Origin of the sequence: Rhizobium sp. WYCCWR 11146 (assembly GCF_013591995.1) — a bacterium.
Classification (GTDB): Bacteria; Pseudomonadota; Alphaproteobacteria; order Rhizobiales; family Rhizobiaceae; genus Rhizobium; species Rhizobium indicum.
Window position 1 is genome coordinate 622,287 of the sequence record NZ_JACCEY010000024.1, and the last position, 19,049, is coordinate 641,335.

General features: G+C 62.3%; 17 protein-coding genes. 13 read left to right on the forward strand and 4 right to left on the reverse strand.

The window, feature by feature from the left end:
* The first annotated feature begins 38 nt into the window (after window positions 1-38).
* Complete coding sequence (gene alaS, locus HX899_RS22770; protein WP_171598715.1) at window positions 39-2,693, forward strand: alanine--tRNA ligase; 2,655 nt, start codon at window positions 39-41, stop codon at window positions 2,691-2,693.
* A 94-nt stretch (window positions 2,694-2,787) separates the two neighbouring features.
* Here alaS and HX899_RS22775 read toward each other — a convergent pair whose 3' ends face one another.
* Entirely contained in the window at window positions 2,788-3,420 is a 633-nt protein-coding gene (locus tag HX899_RS22775) for a LysE family translocator (RefSeq protein ID WP_246697161.1), read from the reverse strand.
* A 128-nt stretch (window positions 3,421-3,548) separates the two neighbouring features.
* Here HX899_RS22775 and HX899_RS22780 point away from each other — a divergent pair, with 128 nt between their 5' ends.
* Complete coding sequence (locus HX899_RS22780; RefSeq protein WP_181293456.1) at window positions 3,549-4,400, forward strand: GyrI-like domain-containing protein; 852 nt, start codon at window positions 3,549-3,551, stop codon at window positions 4,398-4,400.
* Window positions 4,401-4,445: 45 nt separating this feature from the next.
* Here the strand turns inward: HX899_RS22780 and HX899_RS22785 are convergent, their stop codons facing one another.
* From HX899_RS22785 to HX899_RS22795, 3 genes are all read right to left on the reverse strand, one after another.
* A complete protein-coding gene (locus HX899_RS22785) occupies window positions 4,446-5,072 on the reverse strand; it encodes a glutathione S-transferase family protein (RefSeq protein ID WP_138329301.1) in 627 nt (208 codons plus the stop codon).
* Window positions 5,073-5,149: 77 nt separating this feature from the next.
* Window positions 5,150-5,596: a GNAT family N-acetyltransferase gene (locus HX899_RS22790; protein ID WP_181293457.1), complete on the reverse strand. Its 447-nt coding sequence runs from the start codon at window positions 5,594-5,596 to the stop codon at window positions 5,150-5,152.
* Window positions 5,597-5,667: 71 nt separating this feature from the next.
* Window positions 5,668-6,879, reverse strand: coding sequence for an NADP-dependent isocitrate dehydrogenase (locus tag HX899_RS22795; RefSeq protein ID WP_138389064.1), 1,212 nt, complete (start codon window positions 6,877-6,879; stop codon window positions 5,668-5,670).
* A gap of 187 nt (window positions 6,880-7,066) precedes the next feature.
* Here HX899_RS22795 and HX899_RS22800 point away from each other — a divergent pair, with 187 nt between their 5' ends.
* From HX899_RS22800 to HX899_RS22850, 11 genes are all read left to right on the forward strand, one after another.
* Window positions 7,067-7,594 carry a hypothetical protein gene (locus tag HX899_RS22800; RefSeq protein WP_181293458.1) on the forward strand — a complete coding sequence of 176 codons (528 nt, stop codon included), beginning with the start codon at window positions 7,067-7,069 and terminating at the stop codon, window positions 7,592-7,594.
* A 103-nt stretch (window positions 7,595-7,697) separates the two neighbouring features.
* Window positions 7,698-9,731, forward strand: coding sequence for an FUSC family protein (locus tag HX899_RS22805; RefSeq protein ID WP_181293459.1), 2,034 nt, complete (start codon window positions 7,698-7,700; stop codon window positions 9,729-9,731).
* Between the two features lie 4 nt (window positions 9,732-9,735).
* Window positions 9,736-10,566 (forward strand): RNA methyltransferase, encoded by an 831-nt coding sequence (locus HX899_RS22810; RefSeq protein WP_017994216.1) that lies wholly within the window; start codon window positions 9,736-9,738, stop codon window positions 10,564-10,566.
* The gene (gene murI, locus HX899_RS22815) at window positions 10,547-11,350 is read left to right on the forward strand and encodes a glutamate racemase (RefSeq protein WP_181293460.1); all 804 of its coding nucleotides are present in this window, start codon (window positions 10,547-10,549) and stop codon (window positions 11,348-11,350) included. Before HX899_RS22810 ends, murI begins: the two co-directional genes overlap by 20 nt.
* Before the next feature lie 24 nt (window positions 11,351-11,374).
* Window positions 11,375-12,622 (forward strand): MFS transporter, encoded by a 1,248-nt coding sequence (locus HX899_RS22820; RefSeq protein WP_181293461.1) that lies wholly within the window; start codon window positions 11,375-11,377, stop codon window positions 12,620-12,622.
* 108 nt (window positions 12,623-12,730) lie between these two features.
* Window positions 12,731-14,245, forward strand: coding sequence for an ATP-binding protein (locus HX899_RS22825; protein WP_181293462.1), 1,515 nt, complete (start codon window positions 12,731-12,733; stop codon window positions 14,243-14,245).
* A 224-nt stretch (window positions 14,246-14,469) separates the two neighbouring features.
* A complete protein-coding gene (gene rpsD / locus HX899_RS22830; protein ID WP_003540107.1) occupies window positions 14,470-15,087 on the forward strand; it encodes a 30S ribosomal protein S4 in 618 nt (205 codons plus the stop codon).
* Between the two features lie 102 nt (window positions 15,088-15,189).
* On the forward strand, window positions 15,190-16,119 hold the full coding sequence (locus tag HX899_RS22835; RefSeq protein WP_171598721.1) for a glutaminase: 930 nt from the start codon (window positions 15,190-15,192) through the stop codon (window positions 16,117-16,119).
* A gap of 60 nt (window positions 16,120-16,179) precedes the next feature.
* Complete coding sequence (ttcA, locus tag HX899_RS22840; protein WP_181293463.1) at window positions 16,180-17,052, forward strand: tRNA 2-thiocytidine(32) synthetase TtcA; 873 nt, start codon at window positions 16,180-16,182, stop codon at window positions 17,050-17,052.
* A gap of 144 nt (window positions 17,053-17,196) precedes the next feature.
* Window positions 17,197-18,024 (forward strand): inositol monophosphatase family protein, encoded by an 828-nt coding sequence (locus tag HX899_RS22845; protein WP_181293464.1) that lies wholly within the window; start codon window positions 17,197-17,199, stop codon window positions 18,022-18,024.
* Window positions 18,025-18,064: 40 nt separating this feature from the next.
* Window positions 18,065-18,889 carry an inositol monophosphatase family protein gene (locus HX899_RS22850; protein WP_181293465.1) on the forward strand — a complete coding sequence of 275 codons (825 nt, stop codon included), beginning with the start codon at window positions 18,065-18,067 and terminating at the stop codon, window positions 18,887-18,889.
* Window positions 18,890-19,049 lie beyond the last annotated feature (160 nt).

The window sequence follows — 19,049 nt, forward strand, 5'->3', positions numbered from 1 at the left end:
TTAAATTACCTGCCTCCGGCAGCATTGAAGGGCATAGCATGAGCGGTGTGAACGATATCCGGTCGACCTTCCTCGACTATTTCAAGAAGAACGGCCATGAGATCGTTCCGTCGAGCCCGCTCGTGCCGCGCAACGACCCGACGCTGATGTTCACCAATGCCGGCATGGTGCAGTTCAAGAACGTCTTCACCGGCCTCGAAAAGCGTCCCTATTCGACGGCGACGTCTTCGCAGAAATGCGTGCGAGCCGGCGGCAAGCACAACGACCTCGACAATGTCGGTTATACTGCACGCCACCTGACCTTCTTCGAGATGCTCGGCAACTTCTCCTTCGGCGACTATTTCAAGGAGAATGCGATCGAGCTTGCCTGGAAGCTCGTCACCGAAGGCTTCGACCTTCCGAAGAACCGCCTGCTGGTGACCGTCTATTCCGAGGACGAAGAAGCTGCGACGCTGTGGAAGAAGATCGCCGGCTTTTCCGACGACAAGATCATCCGCATCCCGACCTCAGACAATTTCTGGCAGATGGGCGATACCGGCCCCTGCGGCCCGTGCTCGGAAATCTTCATCGACCAGGGTGAGAATGTCTGGGGCGGCCCTCCGGGCTCGCCGGAGGAAGATGGCGACCGGTTCCTGGAATTCTGGAACCTCGTCTTCATGCAGTTCGAGCAGACTGCACCCGGCGAGCGCTCGCCGCTGCCGCGTCCGTCGATCGATACCGGCATGGGCCTGGAGCGCATGGCCGCCGTTCTGCAGGGCGTTCAGAGCGTATTCGACACCGATCTCTTCCGCACGCTGATCGGCACCATCGAGGACACGATGGGCGTCAAGGCGGAAGGCAGCGCCAGCCACCGCGTCATCGCCGACCATCTGCGCTCCTCGGCCTTCCTGATCGCTGACGGCGTGCTTCCGTCGAATGAGGGCCGCGGTTATGTGCTGCGCCGCATCATGCGCCGCGCCATGCGCCATGCACAGCTGCTCGGCGCCAAGGAACCGCTGGTCTACAAGTTGCTGCCGACGCTGGTGCAGCAGATGGGCCGCGCCTATCCGGAACTGGTGCGCGCCGAGGCGCTGATCTCGGAAACGCTGAAGCTGGAGGAAAACCGCTTCCGCAAGACGTTGGAACGAGGCCTGTCGCTTCTGTCGGACGCGACGACGGATCTTTCCAAGGGCGATATGCTGGATGGTGAGACCGCCTTCAAGCTCTACGACACCTACGGCTTCCCGCTCGATCTGACGCAGGATGCACTGCGTGCGCGTGAGATCGGTGTCGACATCTCCGGCTTCACCGATGCGATGCAGCGCCAGAAGGCCGAAGCCCGCTCGCACTGGGCGGGTTCCGGCGAGAAGGCAACGGAAACCGTCTGGTTCGAGCTTCGGGAAAAACACGGCGCCACCGAATTCCTCGGATACGATACCGAGACGGCCGAGGGTGTCGTGCAGGCAATCGTCAAGGACGGCGCTGTCGCTGCCGAGGCGTCGGCCGGCGACAAGGTGCAGATCGTCGTCAGCCAGACGCCGTTCTACGGCGAATCCGGCGGCCAGATGGGCGATACCGGCGTGATCTCGTCCGACCACGGCAAGATCGAGATTTCAGATACGCAGAAGAGGGGCGAAGGTCTGTTCGTGCATCAGGGTACCGTCGTCGACGGCGTGTTCAAGGATGGCGATGCGGTCGTGCTGACCGTCGATCATGCCCGCCGGTCGCGCCTGCGCGCCAACCATTCTGCGACCCACCTGCTGCATGAGGCGCTGCGCGAAGTGCTCGGCACCCATGTCGCCCAGAAAGGTTCGCTGGTGGCGCCCGAGCGCCTGCGTTTCGACGTTTCGCATCCGAAGCCGATGTCGGCCGAGGAGCTGAAGGTTGTCGAGGATATGGCGAACGAGATCGTGCTGCAGAATTCGCCGGTTACCACCAGGCTGATGAGCGTCGACGATGCGATCGCCGAAGGCGCGATGGCGCTGTTCGGCGAGAAATACGGCGATGAAGTCCGCGTCGTGGCGATGGGCGAGGGCGTGCGCGGTGCCAAGGCCGGCAAGCCTTATTCGATCGAACTCTGCGGCGGCACGCATGTCGTGGCCACCGGCCAGATCGGCCTGATCCGCGTTCTCGGCGAAAGCGCCGTCGGAGCCGGCGTTCGCCGCATCGAGGCCGTCACCGGCGAATCGGCGCGCGAATATCTCGCCGAACAGGACGAACGCGTAAAGACGCTTGCCGCCTCGCTGAAGGTGCAGCCGGCCGAAGTGCTGTCGCGTGTCGAAGCGCTGATGGACGAGCGCCGCAAGCTCGAAAAGGAACTGGCTGACGCCAAGCGCAAACTCGCCATGGGTGGCGGGCAGGGCAGCTCGGTCGATGCCGTGCGCGAAGTCGCCGGCGTCAAGTTCCTCGGCAAGGCGATTTCGGGCGTCGATCCCAAGGATTTGAAGGGGCTTGCCGATGACGGTAAGACCAGCATCGGGTCGGGCGTCGTTGCCCTCGTCGGCGTGTCCGACGACGGCAAGGCAAGTGCTGTGGTGGCGGTGACACCGGATCTCGTGCAGCGCTATAGCGCCGTCGATCTCGTCCGCATCGCATCTGCCGCCCTTGGCGGCAAGGGCGGCGGCGGCCGCCCCGATATGGCGCAGGCTGGCGGCCCCGACGGATCGAAGGCCGATGAAGCGATCGAGGCGGTTGCCGTAGCACTTGCCGGCTGAACTGCCGCCTGACAACAGTTTGAAATTCAAACCGGCTGCGAGATCATGGATTTCGCAGCCGGTTTTGTTTTCAGCGGCCGTGGTCCCTCGATGTTCAGTTTCGCGGCTGCAACGCCAGGCGGCAGGCGAGCCCGGTGAAGACCGTTGCCAGAATGTATTGCGGTAACTTCGGGAAATGGCTCGCCGACTGGAGTCTCGAACGGATCGTGCTTCCGAGGAAAATCACGGCGCCATTCACGACGAGTCCAATGCCGTTCAGGATGCTTGCAAGTATCAGCATCTGCATCGTCAGCGACCCGGCTGACGCATTCACGAATTGTGGAAAGAGCGCCATGACGAAGAGCGCCATCTTCGGATTGAGCACATTGGTGGCAAGGCCCGCAAAGAAGATACGCCGGCCCGACAGCCGCTTCAGCGTCGATGCCGGCTGATAGGCGGCGCCTTCCGAGCGGACCGTCTTGTAGGCGAGATAGAGAAGATAGCAACAGCCGGCCCAGCGCACAGTTTCATAGGCGGCCGGCACGGTCATGAAGAGCTGCGACAGCCCAAAGGCTGCGGCAAGGGCGTGGCAATAAGTGCCGAGCGCGATGCCGGCATAGGTCAGGAAGCCGGCAGCGCGTCCCTGGCTGATGCTGCGGGAGGCGATCAGCAGCATGTCGGGACCGGGCGTGGCGGTCAGCACCAGCGCTGCGGCGGCAAAGAGCATTAATGTTGAAAAATCCGGCATCTATCATTCCTTTTGGGTTCGAGCCGGAATTCCGGTCTACGCAGGATTCGCCGAAGGTTCAAGTCAGCAGGATTTGTCAAATCGGACTATGGTTCTCTCAAGCCGATCGATTTGCACGAGGTTCCGACATGAATGGCGACACGGCATGGGCACTTTATGAAAACCGTCTGAGACGGGTTTCGGCCTATATTCACGACCACCTCGACGAGGACCTGGATATGGAGCGCCTTGCCGAGATCGCCTGCATGTCGAGCTATCACTGGCACAGGATCTACCGGGCGATTTACGGCGAGACGCTGGCGGCCACCGTCAAGCGGCTCAGGCTGCATCACGCGGCGGGCGAGATCGTCCGCACGGAACTTGCCGTCAGTGAAATTGCGAAGCGATCAGGCTATCCCAATCTCCAATCCTTCAATCGTATTTTCAAGTCGGTCTACGGCATGCCGCCGGCCCGCTACCGGAAAGAGGGAAGCCACACAGCCTATGAGCCCTCACCTAACGGAAAGACCAGAGTCATGTTAGACGTTACCATACGTGAGATCGCGCCGATCGAGCTGATCGGTGTTGCCCATACCGGTTCCTACATGCAGATCGACAAGGCCTTCGAGACGCTGTTCGGCACGCTTTACGCCCGCGGCCTCGCCAAGCCCGACATGCGGATGATTGGCGTCTATCTCGACGATCCCGACATTGTGCCGGAGGAAAAGCTGCGCTCGATCGCCTGCGTCACCGGCGCTTCCGACGTGCCGGCCAATGCGCCGTTCGAGCGGCGCACGATCGACGGCGGCGATTATGCCGTGCTGCGCCACAAGGGTCCCTATGCCAATATGCCGAAGTCCTATCAATGGCTCTTTGCCGAATGGCTGCCGAAATCCGGCCGGCAGTTGAAGGACAGGGTTATGTTCGAGGAATATCTCAACAATCCACGCGAGGTGCCGCCGACCGAGCTTCTGACGGATATTCACATGCCGCTCGTCTGACGCCGTCGATCGGGGGGCGCGTCGGATCCGCCGCGCCTTCGAGACTTAGGCGGCCTGCATGGTCTTGACGGCTTCGTCATCAAGGGCGTTGGCCCGTTTGTAGGCCTCACGCTCGCTAATGCGGCCGACATAATCGACGAAGGCCTGGCGTCTTTCGATGCCGCCAAATCCGAGGCCCCAGCCGACATGGGAGCCGACATAGACGTCGGCGGCGGTGAAGCGCTCGCCGGCGATGTAGGTCGAAGCGGAGACGGCTTTCTCGAGTGTGTTCATGACGTCGCCGAAACCGCCGCAACCGGCCATGCGCAGGCGCTCCTTCGGAATTTCGAAGCCGAGAGTCTTCATCGTCACCGCCGACTCGAGAGGACCGGCGGCAAAAAACATCCAGCGATAATAGCGGGCGCGCTCTTCCGGTCTCGGCGCCAGCGCCTTGTCAGGAAAGGTTTCGGCGAGATAGGCGCAGATCGCCGCGCATTCGGTGACGACGGTGTCGCCGTGGCGGATCGCCGGCACCTTGCCCATCGGGTTGACCGAGAGATATTCGGGCGCCTTCATCGTCTCGCCGAAGGTCAGGTATTCGGTGCGGTAGGGCTGGCCGATCTCCTCCAGCATCCAGCGCGCGATGCGGCCGCGCGACATCGGGTTCGTATAGAATACCAGTTCCTCGGTCATGAAATCCTCCTCGTGTTGCCGTTATTTGGTCCCACGGAATCAATAGCGCAGCGATGGCCGCCTGCAAGTCCCGACCGTTAGAGCGCCTTGCGATATTGGATGAAGCCGGAGCGCTCGGCGATCCTGTCGTAGAGCCGCCGCGCCGTTGCATTCGTTTCGTGCGTCATCCAATAGAGCCTGCCTGCGCCGTTGGCGCGGGCGAGGTCGGCGACTGCCTCGATCAAAGCGGCACCGGTACCCAGCCCGCGCTGGCTGTTTTCGACATAGAGATCCTGCAGATAGCAGGTCCATTGCGGCAGCCAGCAGGAGCGGTGAAAGACGGCATGGACGATGCCGACGAGACGGCCATCTTCGTCAAAGGCGCCGAGCGCGTGCATCGGTTCGTCAGGATCATGGAAGCGAGCCCAGGTGAGAGCCGTGGTTTCGGGCGGGATGACCACTTCGTAGAAGCGCTGATAGGCCTCCCATAGTGGTTCCCAAACGGCGCGGTCCGAGGGTTCAAGCGGTCGCAGGATGGCCGTCATCGGTTCATTCTCCCAAAATGAAAACGGCGGGGAAATCCCCGCCGTTTCGATGTTATCTTGGAAAGGCCGGCTTACGCCATGGCCTTCTGCAGGTTCTCGTCGATCTTGTCGAGGAAAGCTGTGGTGGAGAGCCACGGCTGATCGGGTCCGATCAACAGCGCCAGGTCCTTGGTCATGAAACCGGATTCGACGGTGTCGACGCAGACCTTTTCGAGCGTTGCGGCGAAGCGGGCAAGCTCGGCATTGTCGTCGAGCTTGGCGCGATGCGCCAGGCCGCGCGTCCAGGCGAAGATCGAGGCGATCGAGTTCGTCGAGGTTTCCTGACCCTTCTGATGCTGGCGGTAGTGGCGGGTGACCGTGCCGTGGGCGGCTTCGGCTTCGACTGTCTTGCCGTCGGGCGTGAGCAGAACCGAGGTCATCAGGCCGAGAGAGCCGAAGCCCTGGGCAACGGTATCGGACTGGACGTCGCCGTCATAGTTCTTGCAGGCCCAGACATAGCCGCCCGACCACTTCAGCGCCGAGGCGACCATGTCGTCAATCAGGCGGTGTTCGTAGGTGATGCCGACTTCCTTGAACTGATCCTTGAATTCGGTCTGGTACACCTCTTCGAAGATGTCCTTGAAGCGACCGTCATAGGCCTTGAGGATGGTGTTCTTGGTCGATAGGTAAACCGGCCACTTACGCATCAGGCCGTACATCATCGATGCGCGGGCGAATTCGCGGATCGACTCGTCGAGATTGTACATGGCCATGGCAACGCCCGAGCCGGGGGCATCGAAGACGTCCTTCTCGATAACCGTGCCGTCTTCGCCGACGAACTTGATCGTCAGCTTGCCCTTGCCGGGGAAGCGGAAGTCGGTAGCACGGTACTGGTCGCCGAAGGCATGACGGCCGACAACGATCGGCTTGGTCCAGCCGGGAACGAGGCGCGGCACGTTCTGGCAAATGATCGGCTCGCGGAAGATGACACCGCCGAGAATGTTGCGGATCGTGCCGTTCGGGCTCTTCCACATCTGCTTGAGATTGAATTCCTTGACGCGATCTTCGTCCGGCGTGATCGTCGCGCACTTGATGCCGACGCCGTACTTCTTGATGGCGTTGGCGGCGTCGACGGTGACCTTGTCGTTGGTGGCGTCGCGGTTTTCGACGGAGAGGTCGAAATAGTCGATGTCGAGGTCGAGATACGGATGGATCAGCTTGTCCTTGATAAGCTGCCAGATGATGCGCGTCATTTCATCGCCGTCGAGATCGGCGACGGGATTGGCGACCTTGATCTTGTTCATGTATCTGCCTCGTTCGAGCTTCAATGGGGACCGGCGTCCCGGGTGGGTGATATGATCCGGAGCGCTATAGCATTGTGAACTGGGAACGCAAAGCTGCAAGGGGTTCGACAATGCGTTTTTGCCGCCATTGCCAAGTGCTGGAATTTAGCTAGTGTCCGCCTCAACTGCCGCCCCCGGACATCCGACCATGAAGACAATCGCCGTTGTTATCGCAAGCCTTATCGCCTTTTCAGGCATCAGCCATGCCGCCGACATCATCGCTCCCGTGAAGGAGATCATGGACGCGACCAGGAGCAACTGGGCCGACAATAACAGCGACTGGACCGACATCTTCGACGCGAGCCGGCTCGACCATCTCTACAGCCGCGATTTCGTCGCGAAATACCAGGCGGCGGCGCAGTTTCCCGCCGTCGACGACGACGGCATATCGCCCTTCGACTACGACGTCATCGTCAACGGCCAGGATGCCTGCCCGCTGGAGGATCTGACGATGGTGGCAGCGCCTGTGGTCGACGGCGTGGCCGAGGTGACCGTGCGCTTCAAGAAATCCGCCTGCTCGCATGCGCCCGATGCCAAGGACTATACGACCGTTCATTTCGAGGTGGTCGAGGAAGGCGGCAAGCCCGTCATCGACGATATCGTCACCGAGAATATCGAAACGCAGGCGCGCGATTCCCTGAAGACAACGATGGCGCTGATTGCCAAGGGCCAATAGGCGCGCGACATTCAAGAGCATCGAGATTCGATCTCGGACGGTTTGATTTCCGCTCTTGCGGCGGTATCTGTTGATCCCTGGGCGGCATGAGGGGCTCTCGCATTTGTTTTCCGGTTTTCAGTTCCGCGACTGGCTGCTTGCCAACGATCCGGCGCTTTCGCGCCTGCGCATGGCTTCGCGGGTGACGCTGACGATCGTCCTCTCCTTCGCCATCCTGTTCGCCATCCAGATGTTGATCGTGCCGCTGCCGACGGCGGCCTTCGGTCTCGGCATCGTGCTGTCGATCGAGGGCGGGGTGGCGGTGCGCGACAAGGGCAATTCGCGCCAGCTGGTGACGCGGCTTTTCGGCTGTGTCGCGAGCCTTGCCGTCGTCGGCATTGCGGCGGGGCTCGAGGATCGCCGTTTTCTCTCCGATCTCGTCTTCCTGGTGGTGATCGCGCTCGCATCGGCCGGGCGGGTGTTCGGGCCGCGCGGCTTTGCGATCGGCATGTTCGCCTTCACCTCCTATTTCATGGGGTCTTATTTCCGGCCTTCCCTTGCCGAGCTGCCGGCGGTGGCGATCGGCCCCGTCGTCTCGGTGCTCGTCGGCCATCTAGTGAGAGCCGTGCTGTTGCCGGATGATTGGCGGCGCGACCTGCTGCGCTCGCTCGAAAGCGTGCGCGGCCGGATCAACCAGATCCTCTTCAAGCTCGCCACCCTTGCCGGCAGCGGTCATATCGGCGAGGCCGACCGGCAGGAGCTGTGCCAGCTGGAAGACCGGCTGAAGGAAGTGGTGCTGATGGCCGAGACTTTCATTCCACGCCCGCCGGCCGGCGTCTTCGACGGTGCTTCCGATCCCGCCGCGGAACTGGCGATTCGGCTCTTCGATGCGCATCTCGCTGCCGAAAGCGCGATCGTGGTGAGCTTCCAGAGCCTGCCGCCCTTTGCACTCGTCCATGCCGTGATCGAGGCCGACAAGGCGGAGCTCGCCACCTATGAGGGGATGGCCGAAGCCATCAAGGACGAGCCGCAAGGCGAAACCGTGCGGGCGCTGCTCTGGCTCGGCGAGGCGCGGCAGCAATTGACGCAGGCGATTGGCGAGGGGCAGGCTTCCGGCTTTGCCGGCATCAATGACGTCAAGGACACGGCGCAGCCTGAAAGGACCGACTTTTCCTTTGCCAATCCGCTGCTGCGCTCGGCACTGCAGATCACGCTCGCCTCGGCGCTTGCCATGGGCTTCGGCCTGCTTCTGTCGCGCGACCGCTGGTTCTGGGCGGTGCTTGCCGCCTTCCTGGTCTTCACCAACACCAATTCGCGCGGCGACACGGCAATGAAAGCGCTGTCGCGCTCGCTCGGCACGGTGTTCGGGATCGCCATCGGCCTCGTGCTGGCGACGCTGATTTCGGGTGAGCCTGATATCGCCATTCCGGTCGCCGCCGTCTGCATCTTCCTCGCCTTCTATTTCCTGCAGGTTTCCTATGCGACGATGACCTTCTTCATCTCGATCGTGCTCTGCCTGGTCTACGGCATGACTGGGGTGCTGACGCTTGATCTCCTGCAACTGCGCATCGGGGAGACCGTGATCGGCGCGGTGGCCGGAACGGCGGTCGCCTTCCTGGTCTTTCCCGCACGCACGCGCGGCGCGCTGGATGCGGCACTCGCCCGCTGGTTTCAGGCGCTGGACGAGTTGTTGAGCGCGATCGGCGAAGGCAAGAGCGGTTTTGCGCTGATGGCGCTGTCGCAGAAGATCGATGCCTGCTACCGCGACGTAACGGTGGCGGCGCGGCCGCTCGGCTCGTCCTGGTCGGTGGTGACGCGGCCGGGCCAGATCCGCCAGACGCTGGCGATCTTCCTCTCCTGCACCTACTGGGCGCGCATCCTGGCGAAGAGCTACGCAGCATCGGCCGAGGCCGACGAGCTGAAGAGGCTGATCGCGTCGGATCTGGCGCTGATGAAGGATGCGGCTCCGCGCGGCTCGACCTGTTTCTTCATCGAGCGCAAGGCGTCGCGAACGACAGGGCGGCACCTGCCGCTGTCGCGCGAAGGCGCCAGACTCGGGCTCGAAATGATCGGTTCGGCGCTGGAAAGGCTCTATCCGCAGGCTGATGTCTTGCCGTTTGCGCCGGGCGAGGTTATTGCGCGCTCGAAACAGGGATAGAACCATGGCAGGCACGAACAGCGAGCGTCAACTTCTGGCCGAAGGGCCGGCCATCATTCTGGTCGAGCCGCAGATGGGCGAGAATATCGGCATGGTGGCGCGCGCCATGGCGAATTTCGGCCTTGCTGAATTGCGCCTCGTCAATCCGCGCGACGGCTGGCCGAACGAGAAAGCCCTGGCGACCGCCTCCAAGGCCGATCACGTCATCGAGGCGACCAAGGTCTACGACACGCTGGAGCAGGCGGTCGCCGATCTTAATTTCGTCTATGCGACGACGGCGCGCGAGCGCGACGGCTACAAGCCGGTGCGTTCGCCGGTCATCGCCGCCGAAACGCTTCGGGCGAGGTTCCGAGCCGGCGAGGGCACCGGCATCCTCTTCGGGCGCGAGCGCTGGGGGCTGACCAACGAGGAGGTGGCGCTTGCCGACGAGATCGTTACCTTTCCCGTCAATCCGGCCTTTGCTTCGCTGAACATCGCCCAGGCGGTGCTGCTGATGTCCTATGAGTGGATGAAATCCGGCATGGAGGATCTCGGCGCCGTGCCCTTCCAGGCGATGGGGCAGACGCCTTCGACCAAGGACCAACTGTTCGGCCTGTTCGACCAGTTGGAGGAGGCGCTCGATGCGCGCGGTTATTTCCATCCTGCCGGGAAAAAGCCGAAAATGGTCGACAATCTGCGCGCGGTTCTATCCCGCCGGGCTTTCACGGAGCAGGAAATCAGCGTGTTGCGCGGTGTCATCTCTTCCCTCGACCGCTTCTCGCGCAAGAGCCCGCGCGGCGGTAGGTTCCCGACAGCGGCCAAGGAAACACCGTCCGATGACAGCGCCGACGCATGAGCTGAAACCCGTCCTCGTCTTTGATTCCGGCATTGGCGGGCTGACCGTCCTGCGCGAGGCGCGCGTGCTGATGCCGGAACGCGGCTTCATCTATGTCGCCGACGATGCCGGTTTCCCTTATGGCGGGTGGGAGGAGCAGGCGCTGAAGGAGCGGGTGATCGGCCTCTTCGGCCGGCTGCTCGAAGAGCACAACCCAGAAGTCTGCGTCATCGCCTGCAACACGGCCTTCACGCTGGTCGGCGCCGATCTGCGCGCCGCCTTTCCTCAGATGACCTTCGTCGGCACCGTGCCGGCGATCAAACCGGCGGCGGAGCGCACGCGGTCCGGCCTGGTCTCGGTGCTCGCGACGCCGGGCACGGTCAAGCGAGCCTATACACGTGATCTCATCCAATCCTTCGCGCAGCAATGCCATGTCCGCCTCGTCGGCTCGGAGAACCTTGCGCGCATGGCGGAGGCCTATATTCGCGGCGACGCCGTCTCCGACGACGCCGTGCTTGCCGAAATCGACCAATGCTTCGTCGAGAAGAACAGTCAAAGGACCGATATCGTCGTGCTTGCCTGCACGCACTATCCCTTCATGGCCAATTTATTCCGCAGACTGGCGCCTTGGCCAGTGGACTGGCTGGATCCGGCAGAGGCTATTGCCCGGCGGGCGCGCACACTCGTTCCGCAGATCGCCGATGCCGTTCACCCCGACAATTTCGACTTTGCCGTCTTTACATCCGGCAATCCCGACTTTGCGACGCGCCGGCTGATGCAGGGTTTCGGTCTCAGCACGCGATAGGGCACTGCGCGCTTTATTTCACCGATGTCATCGCGCAAGATCTCCGCGGGGAATCGCAGGCGGGTGTTTGCCGCTCAAGACTTAAAGGGATGCGCCGTGCCGCTGCAAAGACTTGTCATGCTGATCTTCTTTCTGCAGCCGATAGCCTTTGGCGCCTGGTTGCCGCGCATCCCTGATATCCAGGCGAAGCTTGAACTCGGCACCGCCGATCTCGCCGTCGCACTTCTGGGATTGCCGATCGGCACGCTGATCACCCTGCCGTTTGCCGGCCGCCTCGTCTCGCGCATCGGCGGGCGCATGGCGATCATCTATGGTTTCATCTTCTTTCTTGCCGTGGTTTCGCTTCCAGCCTTCGCGCCCAGCGCCATGCTTCTGTTCTTCGCCTTGATCGTCGTTGGGGTCGCGCTTTCGACGGTGGAACTCGGCATGAATGTCGAGGCCGATGTGACGGAGAAGGCGACGGGGCTGGTCATCATGAGCCGCTGCCACGGCTTCTGGAGCTTCGGCATCATGGTCGGCAGCCTGATCGGTGTTGGTGCCATAGCCATCGGGCTTTCGCCGCACTGGTCGATCCTGATCACGGCGATCATCATCCTGCCGGCTGCGCTGATTGCCAGCCTGCGCCTGCCGAAATTGCCGGAAAGTCACCATGCGGAGAATTCGCAGGTAATGACCGGCTTCAAGCTGCCCAGTCTTGCTCTGCTCGGGATCTGCGCCTTCGTCTTCGGCGTGACGATGACCGAAGGTGCGATCGCCGATTGGTCGGCGGTCTATCTCCGCGATGTCATGAATGCAGAAGGCGCGCAAACCGGCCTCGGTTATTCGGTTTTCGCTTTCATGGTTGCGGCGGGGCGCTTCAGCGGTGATTACATGAAAGGCCGTTTCGGCGCGGTTGCCATTGCCCGTGGCTGCGGCATCGCCTCGCTTGCCGGCATGCTCGTCGTTCTCCTTGCACCGGCGACGCCGCTTGCGCTACTCGGCTTTGCCGCAGTCGGTATCGGCGTCTCGGTCGGGTTTCCGCTTGCGGTGACGGCCGTCGCTTCGCTGACTGACCGCCCGCCCGCTTCAAGCGTTGCGACGCTCTCCTTCGCAGCCCTGACCGGTTTTCTCATCGGGCCGCCGATCATCGGCTTTCTGGGCGAACTCCTGGGCTTGCGCGCGGGGCTTGCGGTCTTGCTGGTACCGCTTTTCGTCAGCCTGCTCTGCACACGTTTGCTAATTCCGACGCAGAAGGACATGGCGGGCGACCTCGTCGAGCGCGAGGCGGTGTGAAGCCTTATTTCCCAGGGCTGGCTTTCCTGTGGGTTCTTAAAGGTTTGACGACAACAGTGCCTGCGAATCTGCTAGAGACGGGCCGGGAATTTGTAAGGGGAATTGGACGTGCAGGTTGGCATCGATATGGGACTGGCGTCCGGCGCTCCGGCGACGCTCGATATCGAGGAGCTGCTGGCGACACGTCTGCTCGTTCAGGGCAATTCCGGCTCCGGCAAATCGCATCTTCTCCGCCGTCTGCTCGAGCAATCGGCGCAATGGGTGCAGCAGGTCATCATCGATCCTGAGGGTGATTTCGTCACCCTCAGCGACAGGTTCGGCCACGTCGTCGTCGACGGTGAACGCACAGAGGCGGAGTTGGCGGGCATTGCCAACCGTATCCGCCAGCATCGCGTTTCCTGCGTGCTGACGCTCGAAGGCCTCGATCTCGAAGACCAGATGCGCGCCGCCGCCGCCTTCCTCAACGGCATGTTCGATGCCGATCGCGAATACTGGTATCCGGTTCTCGTCGTGGTCGACGAGGCGCAGATGTTTGCGCCGTCGGTCGGTGGCGATGTCTCGGAAGATGCGCGCAAGATGTCGCTCGGCGCGATGACCAATCTGATGTGCCGCGGCCGCAAGCGCGGTCTTGCCGGCGTGATCGCGACGCAGCGGCTTGCCAAACTCGCCAAGAACGTCGCGGCCGAGGCCTCGAACTTCCTGATGGGCCGCACCTTTCTCGATATCGACATGGCGCGCGCCGCCGACCTGCTCGGTATGGACCGGCGGCAGGCCGAGATGTTCCGCGATCTGAAGCGCGGCAATTTCGTCGCTCTCGGACCGGCGCTGTCGCGCCGGCCGCTGCCGATCCAGATCGGCGCGGTGGAGACCTCGGCGCGCTCTTCCAGCCCGAAGCTGATGCCGTTGCCGGATGCGCCTCAAGATGTCGAAGACCTGATTTTCACGCCCGATCCGGAGGAATTCCAGCGTCCGCTCGTGCGCCGCGCCGCGCCGGCGCCGCGGCCGACGACCGATATTCTGGCCGAACTCTCGCGCTCGACGCCAGCGGCCTCGGCCGTACCTGCCGAGGCGAGGGCAAGCCAGGTGGAAGTCTCCGCCGAGGAGCGCGAGGAGCGCCTTGCCGGCGTGCTTGCCGAAATCCTCGACGATCCCACCTCCGCCTTCCGTACCGATTCGGTGCTCTACCAGGATTTTCTCGTCCGGCTGCGCATGCGCCGGGTGCCGGGACCGCCGATCGCGCTGCCGGATTTCCGTCGGCGCGTGGCGATCTCGCGTTCCGGCGTCGATGCGACGACAGCTGCAACCGATGCCTGGGCAACGGCGCTGTCGTTGTCATCAGGTGTCACCGACGACCTGCAGGGCGTCTTCCTGATGCTCGCCAAGGCCGCCGTCTGCGGCGAGCCGTGTCCGTCGGACGCCCGCATCGCCCGCGCCTACGGCACTCATTCCGCCCGCCGCGCGCGGCGCCTGCTTGGCTATTTCGAGGAGCAGGGCATCATCGTCGTGCACGCCGATTTTTCCGGCAAGCGTATCGTTGCTTTCCCTGATATGGACTGCCAGACGGCGCCGGGCGACGCCAACGCACCTGATGCTGGCGGGGACCAACGGCTGGCGGCGGAATAGTGGTGCTTTCGAGCTTTGCCGCTGTTGACAATTTCATGACGGCCCTCTAAAGACCGCCGCAAGCACCGGGCAGCAATGCCCGGTGTTTCATTTGACATGTCCCGTGGATCGTTCCTGTTCGCTAACTGGAACATCCTGTCAGGTCTCGGAAGAGGCCAGAGGAGGGCGTGTTTCCTTCGTGCGGTTTGGCAACAAACCGTCATAAACCTTTGAAAGGAAATACGATGAGCAAGCGCGAATCGTCCAAGTACAAAATTGACCGCCGTATGGGCGAAAACATCTGGGGCCGTCCGAAGTCCCCGGTGAACCGCCGCGAATACGGCCCGGGCCAGCACGGCCAGCGCCGCAAGGGCAAGCTTTCGGACTTCGGTGTGCAGCTGCGCGCCAAGCAGAAGCTCAAGGGCTACTACGGTGACCTGCGCGAAAAGCAGTTCCGCGCGATCTTCGCCGAAGCTGACCGCCGCAAGGGCGACACGTCTGAAAACCTGATCGGCCTCTTGGAATCGCGCCTCGACGCGATCGTCTATCGCGCCAAGTTCGTTCCGACGGTCTTTGCTGCCCGCCAGTTCGTCAACCATGGCCACGTCTCGGTCAACGGTGTGCGCGTCAACATCGGTTCCTACCGCTGCAAGGCCGGCGACGTCATCGAGGTTCGCGAAAAGTCGAAGCAGCTGGTGATCGTTCTGGAAGCCGTAAGCCTCGCCGAGCGCGACGTTCCCGATTACATCGAAGTCGATCACAACAAGATGGTCGCAACCTTCGGCCGCGTCCCGACGCTCAGCGACGTTCCGTTCCCGGTCGTCATGGAACCGCATCTGGTCGTCGAATTCTATTCGCGTTAATGCATTCGTCTCGCAGTCGAAACCGATTGCGAGACAACAGCATGCGTCGAAATACGGAAAGCCGCTCTTTCGAGCGGCTTTTTTGCGACCTGGAGAGAAGCGATGGCAGATTTGCAGGCGACCCTCGATAGCATTTACGCCGATATCCAGCCGCGGATCGGCGAGGGTAAGGTCGCGGACTATATTCCGGAGTTGGCCAAGGTCGATCCGCAGCAGTTCGGCATGGCGATCGTCACCGTCGACGGCAATGTCTATCGCGTCGGCAATGCCGATACCGCCTTCTCGATCCAGAGCATATCGAAGGTCTTCATGCTGACGCTGGCGCTCGGTAAGGTCGGCGAGGGGCTGTGGAAGCGCGTCGGACGCGAACCCTCCGGATCGGCTTTCAACTCGATCGTCCAGCTTGAGCACGAGGGCGGCATCCCCCGCAACCCCTTCATCAATGCCGGCGCGATCGCCGTCAGCGACGTCGTCATGGCCGGCCATGCGCCGCGCGAGGCAATCGGCGAGCTGCTGCGCTTCGTGCGTTATCTCGCCGACGACGAGTCGATCACCATCGACGACAAGGTGGCGCGCTCGGAAACGCAGACCGGATACCGCAATTTCGCGCTTGCCAACTTCATGCGCGCCTACCGCAATCTCGACCATCCCGTCGACCACGTGCTCGGCGTCTATTTCCATCAATGCGCGCTGTCGATGAGCTGCGAGCAGCTCGCCCGCGCCGGGCTGTTCCTGGCGGCGCGCGGCAGCAATCCGACGACCGGCCATTCGGTGGTCTCCCCGAAGCGGGCGCGGCGCATCAATGCGCTGATGCTGACCTGCGGCCATTACGACGGCTCGGGCGACTTCGCCTATCATGTCGGCCTGCCCGGCAAGAGCGGCGTCGGCGGCGGCATCTTCGCGGTGGCGCCGGGCATCGCCTCGATCGCGGTGTGGTCGCCGGGGTTGAACAAGGTCGGCAATTCGCAGCTCGGCGCTGCAGCGCTGGAGATGCTTGCGGCGCGCACCGGCTGGTCGGTTTTCGGCGATTGACGCTGTGTTGCCACGCGGGTTTCTGCTAGAGCAAGTGTGGAATTTCTGTAGGACGAAGCAATGAATATCGCAGCCAATATCGCCGATGATCTGGAAACCGTCGAGGCCGGGGATGACATCGGCCATGCGCTGTTTGCCGAGGCGCCGCGCTCGGTCTCCTTCAACAAGCTGCGCAAGCGGCTGCTGCGGCAGGTGCGCCAGGCTTTCGACGATTTCGACATGCTGAAGGGCCAGAAGCGCTGGCTGGTCGGCCTTTCCGGCGGCAAGGATTCCTACGGGCTGCTGGCGCTGCTGCTCGATCTCAAATGGCGCGGGCTGCTGCCGGTGGAACTCATCGCCTGCAATCTCGACCAGGGACAGCCGAACTTCCCGAAGCACGTGCTGCCGGACTATCTCACCAAGATCGGCGTCCACTACCGGATCGAGTATCGCGATACCTATTCGATCGTGAAGGAGAAGGTGCCGGAAGGCGCCACCTATTGCTCGCTCTGTTCGCGGCTGCGGCGCGGCAATCTCTACCGCGTCGCGCGGGAAGAGGGTTGCAATGCGCTGGTGCTTGGCCACCACCGCGAGGACATTCTCGAAACCTTCTTCATGAATTTCTTCCATGGCGGGCGGCTCGCCTCGATGCCGGCGAAGCTTCTGAACGACGAGGGCGATCTGATGGTGCTCCGGCCGCTCGCTTATGCTGCCGAAGACGACCTCGCGAAATTCGCCGCCGCCATGCAATTTCCGATCATCCCCTGCGATCTCTGCGGCTCGCAGGACGGGCTGCAGCGCAATGCGATGAAGGATATGCTTGCCGATATCGAGCGGCGGATGCCGGGACGCAAGGATACGATGCTGCGGGCGCTTTCGCATGTGAACCCGTCGCATCTGCTCGACCCGAAACTCTTCGACTTTTCCACCCTTGGTGTCACCGATCCTTCATGAAAAGCCGGCTACTGCATAATTCCTTAAATCGGAATCGATTTAAGGAATTATGCAGCAATTTAAGGTGTTCCAGCGTCCTTTGCGCGTCTAAAAGACGCGCGGCGCTGTGGGCAGGCTGGCTATTGCATCAAGGCAGGATTTCGCATGACTATTTCAGACCAGGATATTCTCTTTCTCGGCGATTGCGTCCGAGAGGCGGCGCGCGCCGAGATCATGCCGCTTTTCCGCAATCTCGGCGCTGCCGATGTTTCGGAAAAGACTTCGGCAATCGATCTGGTGACGCAGGCGGACGTACTTGCCGAACACCGGATCACCGCGGCGCTGAGAGAGCGCTTTCCCGCAGCACTCGTCGTCGGCGAGGAGGCCTATGACGCCGACCGGTCTGTCGTACCGGCCCTTGCCGATGCCGAGCTCGCCTTCGTCATCGACCCTGTCGACGGGACGTTCAATTTTGCCGCCGGGCTGCCCGTCTTCGGGACGATGCTAGCGGTGACGATCAAGGGCGAGACGGTCGCCGGCATCATTCATGATCCCGTTCTCGGCGACACGGTGACCGCGATCAAAGGGGCGGGCACCTTCCTGACGCGCCAGGACGGGCAATCGACAAAGCTACAGGTAGCGGAGCCCGCTAGCCTGAACCAGATGGTCGGCGGCATGTCGTGGGGGCATATGGATGAACCGGATCGCTCGCGTATCTGCGCCAACATGGCAAAGATCCGGATGACCTTCGCCTTCAACTGCTCGGCCTACGAATATTGGATGGTTGCCTCCGGCAAGCTGCATTTCATCGGCCATACGAAACTGATGCCCTGGGATCACCTGGCCGGTGTACTCGCGCATCAGGAGGCCGGCGGCCATACGGCGAAATTCGACGGAACGCCCTATCGCCCCGGAGAGACTGTGGGCGGTATCATCTCCGCGCCCGACAAGGAGAGCTGGCAGCTCATCCGGCGCGAGATCGTCGGCATCTGATTCAAGCTTCTCCTGAGAGACCTAAGCGTGAGGATTTGACATGACTTCGACTGTCGACGTGACCGTTCTTGCCGATCTACTGCGCCGCGCGGCGAAGGCGGAAATCCTGCCGCGCTTTCGCCGGCTTGGTCATGACGACGTGCGCGCCAAGAGTGAGGCGACCGATCTCGTCACCGAGGCCGATGAGCAGGCGGAACGGATGATCAAAGCGGAAGCTGCGCAACTCTGGCCGAGCGCACTGTTCCTTGGCGAAGAATCGGTCGCGGGCGATCCTGATTTGCTCGGCAGCCTCGAACATGCCGATCTCGCGATCGTCGTCGATCCGGTCGACGGCACCTTCAATTTCGCCTCCGGCATCCCGGCCTTCGGCGTCATGGCATCCGTCATCTCCGGCGGCGAAACGATTGCCGGCATCATCTACGATCCAATGGGCGACGATTGGGTGATGGCCGAAAAGGGCGGTGGCGCCTGGCTGCGGCGGCCGGATGGCGGCGCCGAGCGGCTCTCGGTCGCAGCGCCCGTGGGCCTGGAGCATATGGTCGGCATGGCCTCGACCGGCTACCTGCCGAAGGAAAAGCGCGCCGAAGTGCTCGCCAATCTCGCCAAGGTGCGCTTCCTCACCAATTACCGCTGCGCCGCCCACGAATACCGCACCTTTGCCGGCGGCCATGTGCATTACCTCATGTACAACAAGCTGATGCCCTGGGATCACCTTGCCGGCACGCTGATCTCGCAGGAGGCGGGCGCCTATGCAGCGCGCTTCGACGGCTCGCCCTACCTGCCGCATCATCTCGACGGCGGGCTGCTGATCACGCCCGACAAGGCTTCGTGGGAAGTGCTGCGGCGCGAGGTTTTCACGGTCTGAACCCGCCGTTCCGGTGAGCACCAGACTGCTGAGACAGTTGTCTAACTCCTCTATCGTCATGCTCGGGCTTGTCCCGAGCATCTGCAATTCGTTGATATGCAGCAGATCCTCGGCACAAGGCCGAGGATGACGCCGAATGGGGAGCGAGGGCTCAATAAAC